Source organism: Alterirhizorhabdus solaris (genome assembly GCF_007785815.1).
In the GTDB taxonomy this organism is placed as follows: domain Bacteria; phylum Pseudomonadota; class Alphaproteobacteria; order Sphingomonadales; family Sphingomonadaceae; genus Alterirhizorhabdus; species Alterirhizorhabdus solaris.
Genome location: NZ_VNIM01000102.1, coordinates 1 through 14,219, shown reverse-complemented (window position 1 = coordinate 14,219; position 14,219 = coordinate 1). Strand labels below are relative to the sequence as shown.

The following is a 14,219-nucleotide window of genomic DNA, read 5'->3' as shown; positions in this document are numbered from 1 at the left end:
CGATCCCGTCCGCCGTGGGGCCGGGGTTGACCGGATCGCGCGCGACCATGCGGTTGACCAGATCGATGATGGCGCCGCTGTCCTCCACCGGCAGCCCCATCAGGATCGCCGTCGCGCCGACCGAGATGTAGCTGGCGAAATCGCCGTTGAGGTCGAAGCGGCCCCTGGCGATGCACTTGTCCAACTGATCGCGGATCAGCGTGGTGATCTGCGGCGTCAGCTTGCCGACGTTGCCCTTCATGAACGGGCTGGCGAGCGCCATGCGGAACTGCGAATGGATCGGCGGATCGAGGAAGAGGAACATCGACTTGGGATCGAGCTTCGGCTTGGGCGGATCGCCGCGATGATGCACCAGCATCTGGCTGCGCGGGAATACCTGCCCCTCGGACTCGGTGAAGTTCTTCGCGTCCATGAAGGCGTTCCACACATCGTCGTAGCGACTGATGGCGTAGGCGTCGTACTCGGGCATGAAGTAGGCGCGGTGCTCCTCGCGCAGCACGGGGTACAGGCTCTGCGGATCGCGCCGCGCCTCGTCCGAATACGGATCGTAGCGAAAGGCGGGCTTCAACTGGGGATCGGTCACGGGTCGTCCTCGAGGCTTGGCCAGTGGCAGGAATGCAATGCTGCCTGCGCGTTATCGCCGTCCATTGCACCTGTTCGGGTGGCCGGTGTCAAGCGACGGCGGGAACGATCGTGGGCAAGGGGCGGCATCCGTGGCAACCTGCCCGCGATTTCCCGCGGGGAGATCGGAGGGCGCCGGCCCGGCCCGGGCAGAGAGGAAACACCATGACCAGACCCACCCTGCTCGTCACCGGGGCGGCCGGCGGCATGGGGCGCGCCTGCGCCCGGCTGATGGGCGCCACGCACGATCTGGTGCTGACGGACGTCTCCAGCGCCACGCTGGACGGCTTCGCCGCGGAACTGGAGGGCGAGGGCTATGTCGTGCGGCAGGCGCGGGCGGGCGATCTGGGCGACGCGGCGCTGCTCGCAGCGCTGGTCGGCGATGTGGGCGAGGACGGCCCGGTCACGCTGGTCCACACCGCCGGGCTTTCGCCGGCGATGAGCGACTGGCGGACGATCGTGCGGGTCAACCTGATCGCCACGGTCCGGCTGCTGGACGCGGTGGAGCCGGTGCTGCGGCCGGGATCGGTGGCAGTGCTGATCGCCTCCACCGCCGGGCACATGATGCCGCCGATACCGGCCGTGCAGGCGCTTCTCGACCGGCCGCTCGACCCCGGGATGATCGAGGCGCTGGCCCCGATCGTCGAGGACATGGCGGGCGGATCGGCGGCGCATATGCCGGGCATCGGCTACTCGCTGGGCAAGCAGGCGGTATTGCGGCTGGTCGAGCAGCGCGCGATCGCGTGGGGCCGCCTGGGCGCGCGCATCGCCAGCATCTCCCCCGGCCTGATCCTGACGCCGATGGGCCGCCGGGAGATGGCCGAGACGGAGGGGGCCACGGCGATGCTGGAGGCGGCGCCGGTCGGGCGCGGCGGCCGGGCGATCGACATCGCGCTGGCCGCGCAGTTCCTGGCGAGTGCGCAGGCGGGCTTCATCAGCGGCACCGATCTGCGGGTGGACGGCGGATCGGTCGCGGCGTTTCGCTTTCCCGGATGACGGGCCGGCGCGGGTGGGACATAACGGCGGCGATCGTACCGGCGCGGCTGTGGCGGCGCCAGACGATCGGCCGATCCCGTCGGCCGGCCCCAGAGGAGTCGCTCGCCCATGTCCGAAGCCTATATCATCGACGCGGTCCGCACCCCCCGCAGCATCGGGAAGATCGGCAAGGGCGCGCTCGCCCACATGCACCCGCAGCATCTCGGCGCGACGGTGCTGCGGGCGCTCAAGGAACGCAACGACCTGACCACCGCCGACATCGACGACGTGATCTGGGGCACGTCGGCGCAGTTCGGCGCGCAGGGGGGTGATCTGGCGCGCATGGCCGCGCTCGATGCCGACTTCGACATCAGGGTGAGCGGCGTGACGCTCGATCGCTTCTGCGGCAGCGGCATCACCGCCACGGCGCTGGCGGCCGCGCAGATCAAGTCGGGCGCGGAGGATCTGGTGATCGCGGGCGGCACCGAGATGATGAGCCAGGTGATCGACTATTCCGGCAAGGCGAGGCAGGCCGGACTGACGGGCGGCATGGGATCGAACCTGCGCCTTCAGGAGAAGCACCCGCAATCGAACCAGGGCGTTGCGGCCGACGCGATCGCCACGATCGAAGGCATTACGCGCGAGGATCTGGAGGCGCTAGGCGTGGAGAGCCAGCGGCGCGCGGCCGTGGCGATGGCCGAGGGCCGGTTCGACGGCTCGATCGTGCCGGTGCTCGACGACGCCGGCAAGGTCGTGCTCGACCACGAGGAATATCCGCGCCCCGGCACGACCGCCGAGACGCTTGCCGCGATGAAGCCGGCGTTCGAGGCGCTGGCCGACATGCCGAGCCGGGAGGACGGCCCGACCTTCCGGCAGCTCATCAACCAGCGCTATCCCGATATCGACATCAGGCCAATGCACCACGTCGGCACCTCATCGGGCGTGGTCGACGGCGCGGCGGCGTTGCTGCTGGCGTCGGGCGACTATGCGCGGGCGCACGGGCTGAAGCCGCGCGCGCGGGTCGTCGCCACCGCCAACATCGGCGACGATCCCACGCTGATGCTGAACGCGCCCGGGCCGGCGGCGCGCAAGGTGCTGGCGAAGGCCGGCCTGACGAAGGACGACATCGACGTGTGGGAGGTGAACGAGGCGTTCGCCGTCGTCGTCGAGAAGTTCATCCGCGACCTCGATATCGATCGCGCCAGGATCAACATCAACGGCGGCTCGATCGCGCTCGGCCATCCGATCGGCGCCACCGGCGCGATCCTGATCGGCACCGCGCTCGACGAGCTGGAGCGGTCGGGCGGACGCTATGCGCTCATCACCATGTGCGCGGCCGGCGGCATGGCCCCGGCGATCATCATCGAGCGGGTGTGATCGGCAGGACGGGCCGGCCGGTCGGCGGCGATCAGAACGCCGGCGCGGCCAGCACCGCGCAATAGGGCTTGCGCGCGCGCCACAGCAACAGCGCCGCGACCGGCGCGGTGATGAGGATCGTCAACGCCAGCGACCACGGCAGCGCCGCGTCGTCGCCGAACAGCCGGTCGGTAAAGCCGGCGACGACCGCCGGCCCCAGCCCCAGCCCCAGCAGGCTGAGGCAGAACAGATAGACGGCCGACACCTGCCCGCGCATCTGGTTGGGCGTGATCTCCTGCAAGGCCGCCGCCGCCCCGCCCCACGGCATCGAGCAGGCGAAGAGGAAGAGGGTGACGAGCACCAGCGCCACGCCGGCCGACGGCACCAGCATCGCGGCGATCCCGGTGGGCGCGGCGGTCGCCAGCGTGATGAGGCCGATGCGGATGTTGCTGTCGAGGTAGCCGCGCGTCCGCAGCCGCACCGTCAGCCAGCCGCCGAAGAACACGCCGAACCCGCCGCCGATCATCACGGCCAGGCCATAGCGCAGCCCCGCCTCGGCGATGCTCCAGCCGTGCACCCGGATGAAGAAGGTGGGGAGCCACGCCATCGATCCGTTCCACATGATCCCCGCGACCGAATAGCCGAGGATCAGCAGGCCATAAGCGGAACGCCGGTCGCCGATGTAGCGCAGCACCGCGCGCAGCGAGGGCTGCGCGTTGCCCGTCGCCCCATGCAGGCCGGTGTGCAGGCCGGTCCGCGTCGGCTCGCGCAGGCTCAGCACCCACAGGGCGACCAGCAGGCCGGGCAGGCCCAGCGACACGAACACCGCCTGCCAGGGCTCCAGGCGGCCGACGACCGGCAGATCCAGCGGCGGCATCAGCGTGATGATGGTGCCGCCGAGGATCGTCGCCACGCCCGCGCCGATATAAGCGGCGCCGGTATAGATGTTGATCGCGCGCGGCAGTTCGCGCGCCGGGAAAATGTCGCTCAGCATCGAATAGGCACCGGGCGACAGCGCCGCCTCGCCCACCCCCACGCCGATGCGGGCGAGGAACAGCTGGCCGAACGAGCGGGTCAGGCCGCATGTCGCGGTCATCAGGCTCCACACCGCGATGCCGATCGCCACGATCGTCGTCCGCCGCCGCCGGTCCACCAGCCGCCCGATCGGGATGCCGAGCACGGTGTAGAACAGCGCGAAGGCGATGCCGTGCAGCAGGCTCAGCTCGAAATCGCTGATCCGCAACGAGGCGCGGATCGGCCCCACCAGCAACGTCAGGATCTGTCGGTCGATGAACGAGAGGGTGTAGGCGACGATCAGGACGAACAGCGTGTACCAGGCGTAGCGATTGCCGGCGGCCGGCGCGGAGGTGGTCGTCATGGCCGGCATGGTCTCACAGGGGGCGATGTCCGGTTCCTACCGGAAGCGGAGCCGCCCTGCATAGGATGTGTTTCGTAAAGGTCCGCCGCCCCCGCCTTCAGGCCGGGCCGGGGGCGTGCCGGGTGTCGACGAGGCCGCCGATCAGCAGCGTGAGCGCGCGCGCCATGTCCTCCAGCGTCTTCGCCGGATCGTCGGCATGGGCGACCGCGAGGGCGGCCTCGTCGACCGCAGCCAGGATGATCTGCGCCATCGGCTCGATCGGCACCGCCACGATCCGGCCCTGCTCGGCCAGCAGCGACAGGGTCTGCACCCAGCCGGCATAGGCGAATTCCGATCGCAGGGCGCGCCACCGCTCCCACCCGAGAACGACCGGCCCGTCGATCAGGAGGATGCGCTGGATGTCGCGACGGGTGGCGAGCAGGTCGAGATACACGCGCAGCGTCGCCATCGCCCGTTGCAGGGTGTGCCCGGTCATTGCCGCCGTCGCCGCCTGCGCCTCCTCGGAGATTTCCAGCGTCACCGCGCGATGGACGATCTCGAATAGCTCCTCCTTGTTCCTGAAGTGATGGTAGAGCGCGCCCCGCGTCACCTTTGCCTCGGCCACGATGTCGGTCGTGCCCGTGGCGTGGAAGCCGTCCGTGCCGAACAGGCGGCGGGCCGTGGTGAGCAGGGCCGCGCGGGTATCGTGCGCGCGCTGCTGCGCGGCCCGGCTGCGCCCCCGTGCGGGTGCCGGGGTTTCGGCGGCGGCGCTGTCCGGCAGGGCGGTCCTCGACGATGCTCTTGACGCGGGCGGGCTTATCGGTCATTCCTTAAACATACAGGGTGCACGCTTAGACGGCGGCAGCCTCGAACGATAGAATAATCAGGAGAGCGGGCATGGCGAAGTTCGACATGGTCATCAAGGGCGGCACCATCATCGATGGGCTGCAGACGCCGCGCTATCGCGGGGATATCGCTATCGCCGGTGGCAAGATCGTCCAGATCGGCAGCCGCATCGATGCGACGCAGGCGGACGTGGTGATCGAGGCGGCGGGCAAGATCGTCGCGCCCGGCGTGGTCGATCTCCACACCCATTACGACAGCCAGCTGTTCTGGGATCCGTGGTGCACCATGTCCGGCTGGCACGGCGTGACCAGCGTGGTGATCGGCAACTGCGGCTTCGGCTTCGCACCGGTGAAGCCGGAGGATCGCGAGCGCACGATGCTGAGCCTCGTGCGCAACGAGGCGGTGCCGCTGGAGACGATGCGACAGGGCATGCCGTGGGACTGGGTGAGCTTCCGCGAATATCTCGAAAGCGTCGAGCGCACGCCCAAGGGCGTCAACATCATGTCGTTCGTGCCGCTGGCGCCGCTCTACGGCTATGTCGTGGGCACCGACGAGGCCAAGGCCCGCGCGGCGACCGACGACGAGTTGCAGCAGATGTGCGACCTGCTCGTCGAGGGCATGGAAGCCGGTGGCTGCGGCATCAGCGCGCAGATCATGGGGGCCGGCAGCAACGTGCAGCTCGACCACGACGGTACGCCGATGGTGACCGACACGATGAGCCAGCGCGATCTGGCCGCGTTCTGCCGGGCGATGGGCAGCACCGGGCGCGGTGTGGCGCAGCTGACCGGCAGCATCGACCTGGCCGAGACCATCGCGCGCGAAAGTGGCCGTCCGGTCATCTGGAACGCGCTGCTCGCCGATGGCGCGCTCAACCAGCATGGCGGCCAGCAACTGCCCGCCAAGGCCGCGATCGAGCGCCTCGCCACGCTCAACGAGCAGGAAGGGCTGCGGGTGTTCGCGCAGGCGCTGACGACCAACTTCGCCTCGCAGTTCACCTTCGAGGACTATAATCTGGCCGACGGCATCCCCGCGTGGAAGGACGTCTGCATGGGGACGATCGACGAGAAGATCGCCAAGTTCAACGATCCCGAGCGCCGCCGCGCGCTCAGGGAAATCCACGAGCAGCGCGGCGGCCTGTTCGGATCGGGCTATGTGCTGGACGAGATCAAGGTGGGCTGGATCCCGCTCGACGTGCCGGACGGGCTGGCGTTGCAGGAGAAGTACGAGGGTTACACGATCGGCGAGATCGCCGCGCGCGAGGACAAGCATCCGATCGACGTGCTGCTCGACATCTCGGTATGGGGCGGCCTCAAGTCCGGGTTCGAGACGTCGATGATCGTCACGTCGGCCGCCGCGATGAAGGAGATCGCGACCGCCTCGGTCTCGCTGCCCGGCGTCAGCGACGGCGGCGCGCACACCAAGTTCGTCACCACCGGCCGCTATCCCACCGAACTGCTCGGCCACTGGGTGCGCGATCACGACATCATGTCGCTGGAGGAGGCGCACTGGCGCCTGTCCGCGCTGCCCGCGCGCGCGGCGGGGCTGAAGGGCCGGGGCTATATCGCCGAGGACATGCCTGCCGACATCATCGTGTACGATCTCGCCGAGCTGGACAGCCTGCCGGCCGAGCGCGTGTGGGATTATCCGGCCGGCGAGTGGCGTCTGATCCAGAAGGCCAAGGGTTACAACCACATCATCGTCAACGGCGTCGAGACGTTCCGCGACGGCGAATGCACGCAGGCGACCCCCGGCAAGCTGCTGCGCCACGGCGTCGCCTGACCGCAACGAGACAAACGAGGAGCATTCGATGGACAAGGACATCCGCGCCGACTTCGGCACCGTCTTCGATGCCGACAATCACTATTGGGAGGGCCACGACGCCTTTACCCGCTACCGCGCCGCCAAGTATCAGGACCGGGGGCTGCGCCTCGTGGAAGTGGACGGCGCGGTCCGCTACTTCATCGGCGATCGCGAGCATCCGATCCTGCCCGGCCCGGGGGACCTGCATGGCCGCCCGGTGCCCGGCTCGCTGTTCGACTATTTCGCCGGCAAGGCCAGCTTCGATCCGCTCATGCCCGAGCTGTGGTCGGAAAAGCCGGTGGACCATCCCGAATGGTTCAACCGTGACGCGCGCCTCGCCTGCATGGACGATCAGGGGATCGAGGCGGCGTGGATGTTCCCCTCGCACGGCGTGTGCATCGAGGGGCCGATGCAGCCGGACATCGAGGCGTCGCTGCATATCCTTGGGGCGTTCAACCGCTGGATCGACGACGAATGGGGCTTCGCCTACAAGAACCGTATCTTCGGCGTGCCGCTGCTCTCGCTCTCCAGCCTGGACGGTGCGCTGAAGGAGCTGGAGTGGGCGCTGTCGCGCGGCGCGCGGATCATCACCCTGCGCAACGGCCCGGCCTTCACGCCGGACGGCATGCGGTCGCCTGCCGATCCGCGCTTCGATCCGTTCTGGGCGCGGGTGGAGGAGGCGGGCATCACCGTCACCGTCCATGCCGGGTTCGAGGACGGCTACCGCCACGTCGACCGCTCTGTCGCATCGACCTGGGGCATCAATCTCGACGAGCAGAGCGGCGACCTCATCGGCCGCCACGACAAGGGCTATGACTCAAAGCTCGTCTACATGCTCCAGAAGCACCGGCTGGTGCGCGATTTCGCCGCCGTGCTCGTCTCCCACGGCCTGTTCGAGCGTTTCCCGCGCCTGAAGTTCGCCTATATCGAGAACGGCGGCACGTGGGTCGGGCCGATGCTGCACGATCTGCAGGTGATCCACACGCAGAACCCGGGCATGTTCGGGGAGAACCCGGTCGACCAGTTCCACCGCAACTGCTGGGTCGCCCCCTTCGTGGAGGACGATGTGGACGATCTGGCGCGTCACATGCCGGTCGAACGCATCCTGTTCGGGTCGGACTGGCCCCATGCCGAGGGTGTCGGCCACCCGCGCGAGTTCTTCAACAGCCTGCTCAACTTCTCCGGCGCGGACCAGCGGCGGATCATGCTCGACAACGCGCGCGAGCTGACCTTCGCCGCCTGAACGGCGGGGCTGCGTCGCCCTTGGCACGCAGCCCCGCCGCCGGATGATGGCGGGGCGCGATCTAGGGAACGACGGCACCGGCGTTTGCCGAAAAGCTGGCGCGCATCGCGTCCATCGTCTCGGCGACCGCGACGCCATCGTCGAAATCGGGAGCGATCTGCCGTCCGTCACGCAGCGCGGCGGCCACCCGCTCCAGCCATGGGACGAGCGAGCCGATGTGGGGATCGCCGTCCGGCGGCGTGAAATCGAACGACTCGTCCGGGCGATCGGGCATCCGCAGCGTGAGGCGGCGATCGTCCACCAGTTCGAGCACGCCGTCGCTGCCGAGCAGGGTCAGCCGCTGGGGCAGGGTGATCGGCGCCGAATAAGCGGTGTCGAACGCGACGGTGCATCCGTTCTCCATCCTCATCCACGATGAAAAGGCGTCCTCGGCGGTGGAGCGGCGCATCACGCCCTGCTTATCCGGCCGGGTAGTGATCTCGGTCCGCGCGACGGCGCTGCACTGCGCCACCTCGCTTCCGGTGAGGAAGCGCAGCGTGTCGATCGCGTGCGAGCCATAGGCGCCGAGCCAGCCGCCGGCCTGTTCCGCCTCGAACAGCCAGCGATGCTTCTGCCCGCGCAGGCCGCTGCCGATCACGCTCCAGCCGACATGCCGGAGCATCCCGATCCGCCCTTCGTCCAGCAACGCCTTCAGTCGGACGCGGGCGGGCTGCTGGCGGAACTCGAAGTTGAGGAAGTGCAGCACGCCGAGCGCCCTGGCGCGGTCGCGCATCGCACGCGCCTCGGGGGCGTCGCGGCCGAACGGCTTGTCGCACAGGACGGCGTGGCCATGGTCGAGCGCGGCCATCACATGCGCGTGATGCAGGAACGGGGGCGAGTGGACCGAGACGAGATCGACCCGTTCCGCGCAGGCCGCCCGCACAGCGGCATCGTCATGCGGGCTGACGACGGTGCAGGCGATGCCGAGGCTCTCGTAGGTCGGCGCGACGACACGCGCGCCGAAGCCGGTGCCGATGACGATGGCCCGCATTGTCTCTCTCCTCTTGGCGATCGCGGCGTTTCCGGTGCCATCGACCGTCCCGATTGAGTGGGCGATGGCAGGGGACGGGTCAAGCGGCGCCCCCGCACCGGATCGGGCCGTGCGGCGTCGATACCCGGACGAGTTCGACTCTATCGCCGGCAGGCCCGACCCTTGACTCCGGGAGCGAGATACAGTGTGTATGTGGCTGGACAATCCGGATCGATCCGGGCTTGTGGGAGCGGAACGTGTGGCGGATGTCGAACGGATAACCCGCGCCCTGCGCGATTTCCTGCCCGGCGGCGAAGGCATCACGCGCGTCGTGCCGCTGACGACCGGCTTCTCCAACGAAACCTATCTGATCGAGGGGCCGGACCTGATCCTGCGCCTGCCGCCGTCGGCCGGCGCGATGCTCGACGGGCACGACGTGATCGGTCAGGCCCGCATCTACCAGGAGCTCGGCGGCCGTGAGGATGCGCCGCGCGTGCCGGGCGTCGTCGCGGTGTGTGGGGATCGAGCGGTGCTGGGCGTGCCGTTCTTCGTGATGGAGCGTCTGGCCGGCGAGGCGATCGACGATCTCGACATGCAGCCGTGGTTCGCGGACGCCGGTGACGATCTGCGGGCGGACATCTGCCGCCAGTGGGTGTCGGTCTTCGCCGGCCTGTCGCGGGTGCGGCCGCTGGACGTGCTCGGGCCGGTGGTGGCGCCGGAGGACGATGCGCGGACCTGGCAGGCGTTCGCCCGCAAGGCCGACAGCCCGGTGCTGGCCGCGCTGTTCGATCGGCTGCTCGCCGTGCCGGCCCCGTGCAGCGGCCCGCCCGCGTTGATCCACGGCGACTCCAAACTGTCGAACATCATGTGGCTGGACGGGCGGGTGAACGCCGTGCTCGACTGGGAGATGGCGCTGAACGGGGAGCCGCTGGCCAACCTCGGCTACATGCTGCACGCGCTCGAAAGCGACTATCACGCCGCCACGCGCGCCTTCAAGCTGCCCGGTATGCTGACGCGCGGCGAGGTGATCGCCCTGTGGGAACAGGTCTCCGGCCGATCCGCCGACGGCGTGTTCTGGCATGAGATCGCGCAGATGGGGAAGCTGGCGGCGATCATCGCGGAAGGCGCCAACATGTTTTCCAGCGGCCGCAGCAGCGACCCCAAGCTCGCCATCTTCGCCCGCAGCGTCGATTATTATATCGGCGTCATGCAGGCCATGCTCGACAGCGGCGGATACTAGACCCGCCGTACCGCACGCGCCGGCGGATGCCCGATCCGCGGACCCGCCCGATCTTTCGCAAGGAACCCTGCAATGATCTCCTCCATCGCACCGCTGACGGCGGCGGACGAACTGTTCAACCACCAGATCGTCAACACCCATGCCGCCGTGGGCACCGGCGATCGTGCCTGGACCGAGAAGGCGTGGTTCACGCTGATGCGCAAGGATGCCACCCTGCAGGTCGGCCTGGGGCTGGGCAAATACACCAACCGCAACGTGATGGACGGCTTTGCCGGTATCCAGCGCGGCACGCAGCAGCGCACCGTGCGCGCCAGCCGCGTGCTCGCCCCCCGGTTCGACGACATGAGCGTGGGGCCGATCGCCTGCGAGGTGATCGAGCCGTTCAAGGCGCTGCGCATCACGCTGGCGGAAAACGATGCCCAGCCGATCCGGTTTGACCTCACCTTCCACGCCACGATGCCCGCCTTCTTCGAGAACCGCGACGTGGTGGTGCATGGCGGCCGCGTCGCATCCGATCTGATCCGCTTCCACCAGCCCGGCACGGTTTCCGGCTGGATCGAGATCGACGGCGAGCGGATCGAGGTGAACCCCGAGGAATGGTACGGCTTCCGCGACCGAAGCTGGGGCGTGCGCGAGCATGTCGGGCTGGATCCGGCCGATCTGGTGCCCGGCAGCGTCGGCGCGACGAGCGGGACCAAGACCGGCGGCTATCATTTCAACTGGCTGGTCTCCAAGATCGACCGGCCGGACGGCACGAGCTACGACCTGGCCTATTATTTCCGCGATTTCGGCGGGAACGGGCCGCCCGAGTTCTTCACCGGCCACATCAACGAGAGCGACGGCCGCCAGATCCCGATCCTGCACCTCTACCCCGAGATCGACTATCGCACGGCGGATCGCGGGGCGATGCGCGGCCGGGTGACGGCGCTGCTGGCGGGCTCGGGCAAGGAGATCGTCGAGCGCGTGTTCGACATCGAGGTCATCAATCCGGAGATGGGTTTCCGCCTGCTGCCGGGCATGTACGGCGAATGGAAGGGCCAGCGCCACGGCAGCTTCAAGGGCGAGGATTTCCTCGACGGCGAATGCATCGACGACGTCAACGCGCCCGGCAAGACGGCCGACAACTACCGCTGGCAGATCCGCGACCGCCCGGTCCGCATCCGCGAAGGCGCGAATGCCGGCTATGGCGACATGGAAAGCATCATCCTCGGCGAGTATCCGGGCGTGCGCATCGTCTGACGGGGCGGCCCCGGCGATGACCAGCCGATCGAGCCGGGGCGGAAGCCCGCAGAGCCAGCGCGCGCGGGCCACGGAAACGCGGGATGCGATCCTCTCCGTGGCCCGCCGGATGTTCACCGAAGCCGGCTATCACGCGGCGGGCACGACGGAGATCGCGGCGCGGGCGCAGTTGACGCGCGGCGCGCTCTATCACCATTTCGCCGACAAGGAGGCGCTGTTCCTGGCGGTGTTCCGGCTGCTCGCCGAGGAACTGGCGGAGCGGTCGCGTACCGCCGTGGCGGGGCTGTCGGGCGATCTGTGGACGCAGGTAGTTCAGGCTTTCCGCCATTACCTGCTGCTGATCGCGGCGCACCCCGATTACCGCCGCGTCCTGCTGATCGACGGGCCGGCCGTGCTCGGCTGGACGCGCTGGCGCGATCTCCAGTCGGACCATGTCGCCAGCCGGACGGCCGACGCGCTGCGGCTGCTGATGGAGGCGGGGCTGGTCGACCGGCAACCGGAGATGCCGCTGGCCTCGTTGATCCAGGCGGCGTTGCACGATGCGGCGCTGACGATGGCCAACGCACCGCACGCGCCGGAAGCGCGCGAGGCGGTGATGCAGGCCTTCCTCTTCGTCTTCGAGGGGATCAGGCGGCGGGGGTGAGGACCAGCCGCTGCTGCAGGTCGCCCGCCGCCACCCGGCGATGCGCCTCGGCCGCGCGATCGAGCGGCAGGGTTTCGGCAGGCGGCGGCACCAGCGTGCCCTGCGCGATCAGGTCGAGCAGATGGCCGGCATCCGCGCGATACTCGTCGGGCAGGCGGGGGCGTCGCTCGTTGATGTCGTAGAAGATCGTGCGCCGGTTGGTGCCGTCGGTGGCGCCGTCCTCGTTCCACGTCACGTTGAACCGCTGGATCGCCGCCAGCACCCCGCTCGACGGGCCGCCGGTCTCGAGGAAATCCTGCATGCCGTAACCGACGAGCGTGCCGCCCTCCGCCAGCGCGGCCCAGCTCGTTTCCCAGCTGGTGCCGCCGATCGCATCGAAGGCGGCGTCCACGCCCCGGCCGCCGCCGGCCGCGCGGATGGCCTCCGCCAGATCGTCGCGGCGATAGTCGATCGCGGTCGCACCCAGGCCCTCCACCAGCGGCAGCTTGGCGGCCGAGGCCGTACCGATGACCGTGAGGCCGAGATGCCGCCCGAGCGTGACGAGCAGCCGGCCGACCGCGCCGCTCGCCCCCACCACCAATATGGTGGCGCCGTGCGGCAGGGAGACGCAGCGCGTCAGCATCTGCCACGCGGTGACGCCCATCAGCGGCACCTCGACGGCGGCGACCGGATCGACGCCGGCCGGCACCGCGACCAGATCCCGCGCCGGGCTGAGGACATACTGGCTGTAGGCGCCGTGGACCGGCATGTCGGCGACGCGATCGCCGACCCGCAGCCCCTCGACACCGTCACCCAGCGCGTCGACCACGCCGACCATGTCGTAGCCCGGCGTCAGCGGCAGCCCGCCCTTGTAGAGGACGTATCGGCCACGGCGCAGGATCGTGTCGGTATAGCCGACGCCGGCCGCCTCGACCCGCACCCGCACCTCGCCGCCGCCGGGCTGGGGCAAGGCGGCGACATGCTCGACCACCAGCACCTCAGGCCCGCCGAAACTGTGCGCCACGATCCGGTCATAGCCCGCCATCGGTGTCTTCTCCATCATTGCCCGGTCGCCGGACTACAGGCCCTCGACCATCGTGACCTGATAATCTGCGCCCTTGAAGCGATGCTCGCGCACCTCGCGGTAGCCGGGGCCGTCGTACCAGCCGATCGCGGCGGCCTTGTCGGGGAAGGAGAGGATGACCATTCCCTCGTGCGGCTCGCCCTCGAGGATTTCCTGTGCGCCATAAGCGGCGAGCGGCGTCGCGGCATGGCCCTTGAACGTCGGCCCCACCGTGCGGGCATACTCGTCCATCTGCGACTGGTCCTTGGTCACGATGCGGGTGAATACCAGATACGTGGTCATTGCTTGTCTCCTTTACAGATGGTGGCGCCGGGCGGCGCCGGGATCATGCCTAGTCGAGCACCGAGGCCACGAAGCGCCGCAGTTCCCCGTCGATCTCGTCGCCTTCCGGGCTGCCCGGAAAGCCCGTGTGCGGCCCCGCCTCGGTGAGGTGCAGCGCGGCGGGCACGCCGGCGGCCCGCAGCTTGCGGTGCATTCGCACCGTGTTCGAGAGATACAGGTCGCGCGTCCCGCTGGTGAGCAGGGTCGGCGGAAAGCTGGTCAGGTCACCGAACAGCGGCGAGAGATAGGGATGGGCCAGATCGTGCCCGTCGGCATACAGGAGATTGACCGGCATCAGGCTGCGCAGGCCGGGATCCACGCCGTCGTTGGTGTGGAAGCTGTCACCCGATTCGGTGAGGTCGATCTCCGGCGTGTTCAGGATCAGCCCCGCCGGCAGCGGCAGCCCCTCGTCCCGCGCGCGCAACACCAGCGCGGCGGCCAGGTTGCCGCCGGCCGAACCGCCGCTGACCACGATCTCCGCCGGGGATCGTACATCCAGCAAGGCC

General features: G+C 69.2%; 14 protein-coding genes. 7 read left to right on the top strand and 7 right to left on the bottom strand.

The window, feature by feature from the left end; genetic code table 11:
• Positions 1-583, bottom strand: a 583-nt coding sequence (locus FOY91_RS17925; protein WP_145154868.1) for a cytochrome P450 family protein, incomplete at its 3' end; no start/stop codon positions are given.
• Positions 584-786: 203 nt separating this feature from the next.
• On the opposite strand from FOY91_RS17925, the gene FOY91_RS17920 reads away from it, so the two are divergent.
• Together FOY91_RS17920 and FOY91_RS17915 are read left to right on the top strand one after the other, a co-directional pair.
• Entirely contained in the window at positions 787-1,617 is an 831-nt protein-coding gene (locus FOY91_RS17920; protein ID WP_162527275.1) for an SDR family oxidoreductase, read from the top strand.
• A gap of 108 nt (positions 1,618-1,725) precedes the next feature.
• Positions 1,726-2,973, top strand: a complete 1,248-nt coding sequence (locus FOY91_RS17915) for an acetyl-CoA C-acetyltransferase (protein WP_145154864.1) — start codon at positions 1,726-1,728, stop codon at positions 2,971-2,973.
• A gap of 31 nt (positions 2,974-3,004) precedes the next feature.
• Here the strand turns inward: FOY91_RS17915 and FOY91_RS17910 are convergent, their stop codons facing one another.
• Positions 3,005-4,330, bottom strand: a complete 1,326-nt coding sequence (locus FOY91_RS17910; protein ID WP_162527274.1) for an MFS transporter — start codon at positions 4,328-4,330, stop codon at positions 3,005-3,007.
• Between the two features lie 97 nt (positions 4,331-4,427).
• Positions 4,428-5,000 carry a TetR/AcrR family transcriptional regulator gene (locus tag FOY91_RS17905; RefSeq protein ID WP_275266046.1) on the bottom strand — a complete coding sequence of 191 codons (573 nt, stop codon included), beginning with the start codon at positions 4,998-5,000 and terminating at the stop codon, positions 4,428-4,430.
• 206 nt (positions 5,001-5,206) lie between these two features.
• Here FOY91_RS17905 and FOY91_RS17900 point away from each other — a divergent pair, with 206 nt between their 5' ends.
• Both FOY91_RS17900 and FOY91_RS17895 read left to right on the top strand, forming a co-directional pair.
• Complete coding sequence (locus FOY91_RS17900; RefSeq protein WP_145154858.1) at positions 5,207-6,934, top strand: N-acyl-D-amino-acid deacylase family protein; 1,728 nt, start codon at positions 5,207-5,209, stop codon at positions 6,932-6,934.
• Positions 6,935-6,962: 28 nt separating this feature from the next.
• Positions 6,963-8,198 (top strand): amidohydrolase family protein, encoded by a 1,236-nt coding sequence (locus FOY91_RS17895; protein ID WP_145154856.1) that lies wholly within the window; start codon positions 6,963-6,965, stop codon positions 8,196-8,198.
• A 61-nt stretch (positions 8,199-8,259) separates the two neighbouring features.
• On the opposite strand, the gene FOY91_RS17890 is transcribed toward FOY91_RS17895, so the two are convergent.
• Complete coding sequence (locus FOY91_RS17890) at positions 8,260-9,228, bottom strand: Gfo/Idh/MocA family protein (protein WP_145154854.1); 969 nt, start codon at positions 9,226-9,228, stop codon at positions 8,260-8,262.
• 238 nt (positions 9,229-9,466) lie between these two features.
• On the opposite strand from FOY91_RS17890, the gene FOY91_RS17885 reads away from it, so the two are divergent.
• The 3 genes from FOY91_RS17885 to FOY91_RS17875 all read left to right on the top strand — a co-directional run bounded on the left by FOY91_RS17885 (position 9,467) and on the right by FOY91_RS17875 (position 12,329).
• The gene (locus tag FOY91_RS17885) at positions 9,467-10,447 is read left to right on the top strand and encodes a phosphotransferase family protein (RefSeq protein WP_162527273.1); all 981 of its coding nucleotides are present in this window, start codon (positions 9,467-9,469) and stop codon (positions 10,445-10,447) included.
• 72 nt (positions 10,448-10,519) lie between these two features.
• Positions 10,520-11,686 (top strand): Rv3169 family protein, encoded by a 1,167-nt coding sequence (locus FOY91_RS17880; protein ID WP_145154851.1) that lies wholly within the window; start codon positions 10,520-10,522, stop codon positions 11,684-11,686.
• A 16-nt stretch (positions 11,687-11,702) separates the two neighbouring features.
• Positions 11,703-12,329: a TetR/AcrR family transcriptional regulator gene (locus FOY91_RS17875; RefSeq protein WP_162527272.1), complete on the top strand. Its 627-nt coding sequence runs from the start codon at positions 11,703-11,705 to the stop codon at positions 12,327-12,329.
• On the opposite strand, the gene FOY91_RS17870 is transcribed toward FOY91_RS17875, so the two are convergent.
• The 3 genes from FOY91_RS17870 to FOY91_RS17860 all read right to left on the bottom strand — a co-directional run.
• Positions 12,313-13,353, bottom strand: coding sequence for a zinc-binding dehydrogenase (locus FOY91_RS17870; protein WP_238995780.1), 1,041 nt, complete (start codon positions 13,351-13,353; stop codon positions 12,313-12,315). The genes FOY91_RS17875 and FOY91_RS17870 overlap by 17 nt on opposite strands.
• Before the next feature lie 33 nt (positions 13,354-13,386).
• Positions 13,387-13,674 (bottom strand): DUF1330 domain-containing protein, encoded by a 288-nt coding sequence (locus tag FOY91_RS17865; RefSeq protein WP_145154845.1) that lies wholly within the window; start codon positions 13,672-13,674, stop codon positions 13,387-13,389.
• A 49-nt stretch (positions 13,675-13,723) separates the two neighbouring features.
• Positions 13,724-14,219, bottom strand: a 496-nt coding sequence (locus FOY91_RS17860) for an alpha/beta hydrolase fold domain-containing protein (protein ID WP_145154843.1), incomplete at its 5' end; no start/stop codon positions are given.